Annotated in this window: 6 protein-coding genes and 6 pseudogenes; 9 read left to right on the plus strand and 3 right to left on the minus strand. The window is 59.4% G+C overall.

The annotated features are described in order from the left end of the window. Positions 1–448: 448 nt before the first annotated feature. On the minus strand, positions 449–628 hold the full coding sequence (locus RFN30_RS31870) for a hypothetical protein (protein WP_320265928.1): 180 nt from the start codon (positions 626–628) through the stop codon (positions 449–451). A gap of 35 nt (positions 629–663) precedes the next feature. Between RFN30_RS31870 and RFN30_RS31875 the strand changes: the two are divergent. The 3 genes and pseudogenes from RFN30_RS31875 to RFN30_RS31885 form a co-directional block, all read left to right on the plus strand. Next, positions 664–921 (plus strand): annotated as a pseudogene (locus RFN30_RS31875) (transposase); the annotation flags it as partial. A 386-nt stretch (positions 922–1307) separates the two neighbouring features. Then, positions 1308–1553: pseudogene (locus RFN30_RS31880) on the plus strand (IS1380 family transposase); the annotation flags it as partial. Between the two features lie 713 nt (positions 1554–2266). Beyond that, entirely contained in the window at positions 2267–3208 is a 942-nt protein-coding gene (locus tag RFN30_RS31885; RefSeq protein ID WP_320265929.1) for a class I SAM-dependent methyltransferase, read from the plus strand. A 771-nt stretch (positions 3209–3979) separates the two neighbouring features. On the opposite strand, the gene RFN30_RS31890 is transcribed toward RFN30_RS31885, so the two are convergent. Further along, positions 3980–4114 carry a hypothetical protein gene (locus tag RFN30_RS31890; RefSeq protein WP_320265930.1) on the minus strand — a complete coding sequence of 45 codons (135 nt, stop codon included), beginning with the start codon at positions 4112–4114 and terminating at the stop codon, positions 3980–3982. A 1-nt stretch (position 4115) separates the two neighbouring features. Between RFN30_RS31890 and RFN30_RS32350 the strand changes: the two are divergent. The 5 genes and pseudogenes from RFN30_RS32350 to RFN30_RS31915 form a co-directional block, all read left to right on the plus strand. Continuing rightward, positions 4116–4301 (plus strand): annotated as a pseudogene (locus tag RFN30_RS32350) (ATP-binding protein); the annotation flags it as partial. A gap of 481 nt (positions 4302–4782) precedes the next feature. Beyond that, positions 4783–5205 (plus strand): aspartate 1-decarboxylase, encoded by a 423-nt coding sequence (gene panD / locus RFN30_RS31900; protein WP_320265932.1) that lies wholly within the window; start codon positions 4783–4785, stop codon positions 5203–5205. 646 nt (positions 5206–5851) lie between these two features. Further along, entirely contained in the window at positions 5852–6853 is a 1002-nt protein-coding gene (locus RFN30_RS31905; RefSeq protein ID WP_320265933.1) for a D-alanine--D-alanine ligase family protein, read from the plus strand. A 335-nt stretch (positions 6854–7188) separates the two neighbouring features. Beyond that, positions 7189–7309 (plus strand): annotated as a pseudogene (locus tag RFN30_RS31910) (IS701 family transposase); the annotation flags it as partial. Positions 7310–7511: 202 nt separating this feature from the next. After that, a pseudogene (locus tag RFN30_RS31915) lies at positions 7512–8676 on the plus strand (IS256 family transposase). A 119-nt stretch (positions 8677–8795) separates the two neighbouring features. On the opposite strand, the pseudogene RFN30_RS31920 reads toward RFN30_RS31915, so the two are convergent. Beyond that, positions 8796–8946 (minus strand): annotated as a pseudogene (locus RFN30_RS31920) (ATP-binding protein); the annotation flags it as partial. 91 nt (positions 8947–9037) lie between these two features. Here RFN30_RS31920 and RFN30_RS31925 point away from each other — a divergent pair. Further along, positions 9038–9397, plus strand: coding sequence for a hypothetical protein (locus RFN30_RS31925; RefSeq protein WP_320265934.1), 360 nt, complete (start codon positions 9038–9040; stop codon positions 9395–9397). Positions 9398–9536: the final 139 nt, after the last annotated feature.

The raw sequence follows: 9536 nt of genomic DNA on the forward strand, positions 1-9536 counted from the left end.
GGAAGAGCCGGGTGCGGGAAATCCGCCCGCCCGGATCTGTGAGGGCGAAAGCCGAATGGCTGAGCTACTCGACCACGATCTTTTGCGGCGAGTAGCGCGATCAGGATCTAGCGCCGCAAGTCTCAGTCAGTCAGTTGCGCGGCCTGCTATAACCTGCCGCTGAACTTTCCATCCACCGTCGATTAGGGCCTCGGGCGTTTCCCTGGCTGAGCGGCAAGTTATCCGACGCTGGATGCGTGAGGAATAGTTGGCTCTGATCCAGGGCGCTCATGAAGGATATGTCAGTTGGAAACGGGCAGAGGTGATCCGCAAGATGGGGAGCACAACGTGCCGACGAGATGTCGGAGTGTTGTGCTTGGCGCCCGTGTATCGCACCGTGAGCTTGCGGCCGCAGCGACCGCCTCGACCAAAACCCCTCGGTCGCCGGCGCGAGAGGCCCGTTACCCATCTAGGCCGCGGCGATCAGATCATCGCTGGCGATCGCGCCAAATGCAGAGAATGGCCACATGATGTCGCCGGACGTGCTGTTGCGCTGCCCGCGTCGCCGCTTCAGAAGTTGCAGTTCGGCATAGGCCTCCCTCACAATGATGGTATAAACGGCGTCATGGCCGAAGCCAGCGCCAAACATCAAGGAGAGAAGACCGTGGACTATTATGCCGGGATCATTGGAATGCTCCGCCGAAGAAGTACCAATCGGGCGAGACCGACGTGACCGGTCGCATCTCGAAGATCGCCGACCATGGCGTGCGTGTGGCGCTCTACGAGGCGGTCAACGTGATGCTGACATGCCCAGTGAAAAGCTCGGCCTTGAAGTCGTGGGCGCTTGCGGTGGCCAAGCGCGCCGGGATGCGCAAGGCCAAGGTGGCGCTGGCACGCAAGCTGGCGGTGGTCCTGCACCGTGCAGCGGTGAGCAATTCCTAGGGTCCGGCCGCTCCGCTACCGTCGCATTCTGGAGAATTCGATGGAGGAACACGGCGGGCCCGGGCACCAGCCCCGCCGTTGCCAAGTTTCTGCCGGGACGGTGGATCCGGTTAGGCCGCTAAGACGGGAGCAGCTCGTTTGATGACTGTGCATCACTAGACCGGCCAACCGATCCCGATCAGACCACATCAGGCAGCGGCCAAAAGCGCCGACTGCGGACAGAAGCAACACCCCGGCGGCGGACCGAGTTACGAGGGATTGACAAGTCGAAGCCCGTTACAGAAGCCCGTCTTATGCGCGACAATGGGCCTTTGAGGCTGACGGATGTAGCTCAACCGATTAATCTGGTCTAGGATTCGATTGCTAGGCTATAAGCCACATCCGCCATGACCGAGGATGCGTTGCTGCCGCTGTCTTTTCCAGCCGTCGGACGCAAGAAGATCACAGCTCTGTTTGATGGCGGCCGCATCAAGCTCGCCTGCGGACGGTTGCCCTAGAAGCTCGACCTGTGCTCACAGCCGACGTGTTCGCGGCTGGAGGACCTGCCCGACTTCTGGACCGTCATTCGGCTCGGCCGCGTGCTGGTCGATCTGTGGCTGTCGAGCTACGCCGCGCCGACGGAAAGCGTTAGCGACTGGGCATGGCAATCAATGGGCACAAGAGCGGGTCAACGGTCACCGCGCATAGACCATATCACAAGATCCCGGTCTTCGGCCTGCACCGGATGGGGGATGAACCATGGCTTCACCTCTGGGCGGCGCGTCCCCTCGGCGTACCGTAGATCGAGGTCGCGCGAGACGACCTCGGAGTCCCTTGTCCACGAGAATTCTCGCCTTCTGTGTCCGCCGATCCGGTTAAAGACATCGCTGTTCGGAACCTGACACACTGAAGCGCAAGCATTCCGCCGTTGCAGGGTGCAACATATGGTTTTGCCCCTGTTGCTCGCAACCTCCTTCGTGGCACGCCAATTGCATGACACTCAGTGATCTGTTGCAACCATGGGGATATCGCACTCTCCAACCAAGGGCTACATGAAACTTGCTCACAATCCAAATCAATGCGACAGACCCTGCGCTGAGTGCGCTCCCGGCAATTGAAGCTTTCGCCGCCTCGGACGGCTCGCGGGATATTCTAGCCTGCGAGCTCGGCAAGCTCGATGCCGCAGGCCTCGAGGGCCGCGCGGATCGGCCGAACCCCTTGCCGGTGGTATGCGGACCACACGATTTGGCAACGACTTTGGCTAGTAACAATCCCTCCAAAGGCGGGGGCGTAACCTCCTCGTTCAGCATCTCGTCCTTAAAGTATCGCTCGGCTCGCCGGCGGTTGGTCACCAAGGAGTACTAAGATGTTCCCCGATGGCATAGATTCGCACATCGCCGGCTTAAAAGAATTAAATCCGATCGCCTTCAAGGCCATCGAGCCACGAATAGCTAGAGAATCATTTGATTGCCTTACCGACCTGTCGCTCAACGAGTTCACCTCGGAAGGGCGTGGCTCGGATTACCTCGATAGCATTCAAGTATCCCTGCTGGCACGATCGGAGGGTGTGATGGATCTTCTGGCCAAGATGCACCCCAATGGTCGCGACGGACTTTGTTCATCAATGATCATCTGCGATCTCCTGGCCGGTGACGGATATGTAAACAAGGTAGCGAATCGGCTCTTGGGTGCGGGGCGCTGCCCAAGTTTTATCAACTCTGACGTCTCCCAGTTCATGGTGGACCGTTGCATCCGAGATGGCCTGTTTGCCATCTGGCAGGGCGCGACCAATCCGTTCTGGATTAAAGACGGATCGGTGGATGGTGTGCTGATGGCTTACGGCACGCACCACATCCCGCGCGCTGAGCGCGCCACCGCAGTTCGGGCCGCCGAGCGAATTCTCCGGCCCGGTGGCATCTTTGTTCTTCATGACTTTGAAGAGGGCTCACCCACTGCCCGCTGGTTCGCAGACGTGGTGTCAACTCATTCCGTGACCCCACATGATTATCCTCATTTTACTGCAGGCGAGGTGCTCGATCTGTTCGCTGCTGCGCAGTTTGATGATGTAACTGTGCAGCGAATCACAGACCCGTTCGTCTTCCACGGAGAAGACGAAGAGAGCGCTCTCCAATTGTTAGCCGAATACGTCGTGAAGATGTACGGGCTAGAGCAGCTTCGGAGCTATACGCAGCGCGTGCTCGCGCTTCTTGACGAGTATTTCGGGCTCGTGGTGACGCGAATCTCTCACGGTGATTTCGAAGCGCGCATAGAGCGCAATGCCTTGGTCGGCCGCGGGCGACGGGTTTGAAACACAGTATCGCTGGCCCATCTCCGCCCAGGGACATCCCCGATAGCGTCCAGCTTAATGCGCGCTCTTGCCTATCTTATCTCGATCAGATAGTCGCGGTCGGTGGGCCGAACCCGTTCACTAACAGGCTAACTAAAGGAACGATCATTCCTAGAACGATCATTCCTTTCAGCGCCTATCACGCTGTGGATCATGCCAATCGGTATGCGTCGCTTGCCCCATGAACAAGATCTGACGCAGGAAGAGACAGCTGCACGCGTGGAGCTTAGCATGCGCTATGTGGACTCGAGCGTGCCCACCTCTCCGCAAGCGTCAGCGTGCTCGGACGGCTCTCGCGAGGCATTTAAATTTAGCGTTCCCTTTTCGAGACAAAATCATCGCGCAAGGTCAGTGTTCGCGACCAGCTTCGAAGGAAGCGGCAAATTCAGCCAGCTCTTGAAGGCGCCCGCGCGTCTGGCGGCGCGCGGCTGGACGCTCGTGTTGAGTTATCAATCGCCGCTGGACGTCAAGCATGTAATAGCGTCGAGACGACGGCGAGACCTCTTCGCTGCGGTCCTTCGAGGCCTTGGTCGCGTACTGCGTTGAGACGCGCTTGCCAACGTCGTCCCCACACCTCGCCCAGCAACACTGACCGCGCCTATCTTCGCGAATGCGTCACCGGCGTCACCGGCAGCCGGATTTTCGGGGAACTGAAGGACCTCGGCTATGACGGCGGCTACACGACCTCACCGACTTCCTGCGCGACGTGCGTCCTGCGGCAGCGAAGCGGGGCTACGAGGTTCGCTTCGAGACGGCCGACTTCGCCCAGTTCAAGGCCGTCTTCACCGATGAGCCGACCACGCCGAGGATCGTCTGGCTATTTTGCTCGGCTTCAGCCGTTTGATCTGGGCACGCTTCGTCGTCCATGATCAAGACACTCGCCGGCTTCGACTTCTCTTTCCAGCTCTCGCTCGACCGCGATCGAATCGTGACGCTCGCCCAGTTCGGCTTCGTCGCCCGCTGCGAGGTCGTCCATTTCCTCGGGCCGCCCGGCACAGGCAAGAGTCATCTGGCCATCGCGCTTGCCATCGAGGCCGTCAAGACCGGAAAGAACGAGCCCATGTCCGAACACCTGAGATCAAAAGCCTCCATCGCACCGCCGACACTAAATCCACCATCGCGACCGCACGGCCGGCGCCGAAAAATGGGCACCACTCCCCGACGGCCTGAGGGACGAAACTGAAGATTACCTCGGCACTTTTTGGGGAAAATTCGAGCCGATTGACAGCCATTCAACCACGAGGTTTGTTTGATGTCGGACAAGATCAGATACGCTACGCGGTAGATTAGGCTCTATCCGATGTTATTAAAGGCGTTTCTCGTTTGGCACGCTACCTGCGAGGTCATCTCCAAATGCGTCACAGACTGAGGAGAAATCGTCCCATGGTCACGTTCAACGAAGAACCGCGCCGATCCCTTCTGCAAGTCTGCTCCTCGACCTATCGCGGTACGTCGATGAACTCCACGTCCCTGCGACTAAGACCACTGTCGTCATTCTTAGGTATGGCGATCCAAACAGAAGAGGAAATCTGTATATGAGAAAGGTCGTTGCAGCCAAGCTTCATGGCATCACTGTGACGGGTTCGGACCTGAACTACCACGGATCAATAACACTGGACCCAGATCACTGCGACGAGGCGGGTGTTCTTCCGCTGGAATTCGTTGAGATCTGGAATAGGTCTTCAGGCGCGCGTATCAGCACATACGTCATTTACGGTGAGAGGGGTTCTCGTTGCTGCGTGCTGAACGGAGCCGCTGCTCGTACATGTCAGGTCGGAGACGAGATGATCATATGCTCCTCTACATATATCGAGGAACATCAGATCACAGAGATCAAACCGCGGGTGCTGACGTTCGACCGGGACAATTCTGTCCGCGACCGCATCTTCTACGATGCTAGGATAAGGGATGATGGAACGGTAACATTCGATGTTCGCGAGGGCATTCCGCCGCGGTAACGCGCCTACGAACTCGAGTTGGCCATTCGCTAACTCACGGGGCCGGACACACCAACCCGATGTCATCCCGCTTTATTCAGATGGTCTTTGTTCCGAAGCCTAACCTGCCGCACGGCGGAATACTTGCGTCTCGGTGTCAACTTCCGAAAACAGGACACAGCGTAACCGTCCGGTGAGGCTTCAGCTCCGACGTCCTGGCCCTGAAGAAGTGAAAAGACGACGGCCTTCGCTTTATGCGGTGCACGATGTGCTGCTGATTGCCATGCACCACATGGTCTCGGACGCTGAGGAGGTGGCCTGAGAAGCGAGCGGGTGCGTTTCGCCGCTCGTTGTGCCGCCCACCCTCTGAGATTCAGGGGCTATCGGCTTCTTGATGGCGGCGGTGGTGCTCCTGGTCACTGCCGCCTTGCGTCCGCTGGTCAAGGCGGACGACAGTTACGGGCGAGTGGCCATGCGGTTCAGCCTTAGGCTGCGCTGCTGTTTTGCGCCGCTACCGGAAAATGGTCGGCTGGAGGAACAAGGCCGCTCGCCACTTGGCTGACCGTACCGGCGGGGCGCGCGGGGTCCAGATGAATTGTTGTCTTCGACGAACACCAAATCCCGGCATATGAAACGTGTTAGCGGCCAGAATACAAGGAGTAGACTCATGCGAGTAGCCGTAGTGCGGAACGATGATCACACGGGCGTTATCAACAGGTTCGGTCAGCCTTGTCCGGAGGAATACCACCTCGGCGGGGAAGTCGAAGGCGTGCTTGCGGCACTGCAAGAGGGCGGGCACGAGACGCTGCTGTGTGAAGGCGATAAAGGACTGCTTGCTGCGCTTGAGCGGTTCATGCCACCCGGTCCGCAAGCCCGCCCGTCGGGAATCGTTTTCAACATGTCATCGGGAATTCAGGGCGACCAACGTTACACCCACGTTCCGGCCATGCTCGAGATGGCCGGTCTTCCGTACACCGGTTCGAGCCCGCTCGGGCATGTGCTAGCGCAGGACAAGGTCGTCGCCAAGAAGCTCCTGCGCGATGGCGGCGTGCCAACGCCGAACTTTCGAGTGATGCTTCGCGGCACCGAGAGTATCGGCGAACTGCGATTCCCCGTGGTAGTGAAGTCACGTCTCGAAGATTGCAGCCTCGGATTGCAGCTTGTACACGAGCCGGCTCAATTAAGGCACGCCGTAGAAGAGACCGTCGCGCGCTATGGACAGGATGCGCTCGTGGAAGAATACATCGAGGGGCGGGAAATCTATGTCGCGCTGCTCGGAAACGAGGAGCTCGAGGTGCTGCCTCTGGTGGAGCAGGACTTCGGCGATCGCGAAACACGTATTTACACTTTGGAAGACAAGATACACACGGGGGTCGCAGAGTTGCAGAAGATTTGTCCGGCGCAAGTCGGAAGCAAACTCGCGACGATGTTGCGGGATGTTTCGGTAGCGACCTTCTGTGCCTGCCAGTGTCGGGATTTCGCCCGCGTCGATCTCCGGATCGATCGCTCTGGCCAGCCCTTTGTCCTAGAGATCAACGCCATGCCGGGGCTCGGCACGGCCAGCATTTATGCCTTGGCCGCCACGACGGCCGGAAACAGCTACTCGAGCCTGATCAATCGCATCCTGGATGTGTCCCACAAGCGGTATTTCGGAATCGGCATCCCCTAGGCCGAACACACGTCGCATGCGACGAGATTTTTCCGCGTTTGAAATGATCGTAATTCGCTGCCTCGGAAAGCGGCCAGGGATTGGATGTTGGCTGCATAGGTCGGGGTCGCTATTGGCCTGGGGGCGGGAGCTTTTCGCGTTAAGGGGCGACTGGTGCCGGTGTTTCGACGGCACGAGTTGAAGTTGACGGGCGCCGCGTTTCTGGATGGGTGTTGTCTGGCATAGAGCGCAAGACCGGCTGGCTGATGCCCGAGTAGGCTGGCCTTGAGCGCCTCTATTGTTTGAAGGCGCTGCTGGGCCGCAGCCGTTGAGGGAAGCCTTGCGCGCTGCGCGTTTATGTGGTGGGGACGTTAGGCGATCCGGATGGCGTGCTGGTAGTCGATGAGACGGGTTTCCTGAAGAGGTGGATCAGTCGGTTGGCATGCGAGCACGACCGGGCGGATTCAGAACTGCCAGTGGCGGTGAAGGGCGAAGAGCAACAGGCCGCGGCCATTGTGTCCCGCGTCCGCGATCTCGTGGTGCGCTAGCGGATCCAGACCATTATTGCGATGAGCGGCCATGTTCCCGAGTTTGGGCTCGTTGCTGCGGCAGTTTCATGGCCGCGTCGCCGTCGGGGAAGTGGCCGACTGTCAGGAATTCTGTGCGCGAGGCCATGATGATGGAAAGGAGAGACTCATCACATGGCTATCGAGAGGAACTTCTGGACCAACTGCTTTCGGGCCGCGATCCGGGTGAGGTGTTTGCCAAGGACGGGTTGCTCGACGACCTGAAGAAGGCGCTTTCGGAGCGGATACTGAACGCCGAACTTGACGAGCACCTCGAAGATGAAACGTCGCCGAGGGCGGAGCCAATCGCCGCAATGGCCATTCGAAGAAGACGGTTTTGACCGGCACGTCGAAGATGACGCTTTCGATCCCACGGGACCGTGCGGGAAGCTCGATCCGAAGCTGATTGCCAGGTACCAGCGCCGCTTTCCCGACTTCGACGGGAGAGCTCTACGGGATCGACGTTTCGCCGGGCCCTCGGCCGTCACCGACGCGGTTCTGGAGGAAGGGGCCGAGTGGCAGAACCGGTCCGCTCGATGCGGTCTATCCACTCGTCTTCTTCGACGCCATCCGGGTCAAGATCAGAGACGAAGGGTTCGTGCGCAACAGTGCGATCTACATTGCTCTCGGCATCTTGCCCGACGGCGCCAAGGAGATCCTCGGCATCTGGATCGAACAGACCGAAGGCGCCAAGTTCTGGCTCCGCGTCATGAACGAGTTGAAGAACCGTGGCGTAGCCGACATCCTGATCGCTGTCGTCGAGGGCCTCAAGGGGTTCACCGAGGCGATCGACGCCGTCTTTCCGCAGACGACCGTCCAGACCTGTATCGTGCACCTGATCCGCCACTCGCTGGAGTTCATGTCGTGGAAGGACCGCAAGGCCGTCGTACCATCGCTCAGGGCAATCTACAGGGCCGCAGACGCCGAAGCCGGAGCATGAAGGCCTGGAGGACTTCGAGGCCGGCGAATGGGGGCAGCGGTATCCGGCGATCACACAGAGTTGGCGGCGCAACTGGGAGCATGTCGTGCCATTCTTCGCCTATCCCCGAAAGCGTGCGTTGCATCATCAATACCACCAACGCTATCGAGGCATTGAACTCCAAGCTGCGCCGCGCCATTCGAACGCGCGGCCACTTCCCCAATGACGACGCGGCCATGACGCTGCTATATCTGGTGCTCAATCACGCGGCCGAGGAATGGAAACGACCGCCGCGCGAGTGGTTCGAGGCCAAGACCCAGTTCGCCGTCGTCTTCGGCGAAAGGTTCGTCAGCCAGTGACGAAACCGGCCTCGCGGACAGAATTCCTGACAGTCCCGATGTAAAAACGTGGCCGGCCGCCAGGAGTGAAATCCGACGATCAACCTGACAGGCGAAGAGGCCCGGTAATCAGCCGGCATCTTCGGCGGTGGTGGCGGGTTGATGAGCGCTTTGGAGCGAATGCTCCGGAACAAGGTCAGCATGCTGGCGCAACCGATAGCTCGATCCTTCGATCTGCACGACGACGGCATGATGAAGAAGCCGGTCGAGCAGCTGCAATGCGATCGTAGGCGAAGCTTGCGCCCGGCTTGGGCCACCCGACGGATTCGTCGGTGGCAAGGTCGTCAAGTTCGATCTCGTCATCTGGGAAAATGTCGCCGATGTGCAGACCGCTTCGGCGGCCTTGCAGGCGAGTGAAATTGATTTTGTTCAAGCTCTACCCGCAGATCTTTTCTCAGCGATCCAGAACGATCCCAATCTGGACTGCAAATTCTGGATAAGTCGGGCTCCGACATGTGCCTGCGCCTTCGAAAACAGTGCGCCTTATTCCAACGACGAAAATACGGAATGGTTCAAAAAGGGCGGCGACCCAGAAAAGGCCAGGCAACTGTTCAAGCAGGCCCGATATGCCGGCGAGAGTGTCGTCATTCTCCAGGCCACGGACTGGCAGCGGGTAACAAGCCTCGTAGCTTCTGGCGAGCACGCTGCGCAAGATTGGGGTCAATGCCGAGCTCGCCCCTAGTTACTGGGGCGGGTTGTCCAGCGGCGGGCGAAGAAGGGGGCCGTCCAGAGCGGCGGCTGGAGCATCTTCACCAGCGGGCGCGGATGCGGCGCACGAGGCGGCGCAGATAGCCGCGGATCTCCTCGCCCGTCGGGGTCTT

This window comes from Mesorhizobium dulcispinae, assembly GCF_033977345.1.
GTDB classification, from domain to species: Bacteria; Pseudomonadota; Alphaproteobacteria; order Rhizobiales; family Rhizobiaceae; genus Mesorhizobium; species Mesorhizobium dulcispinae.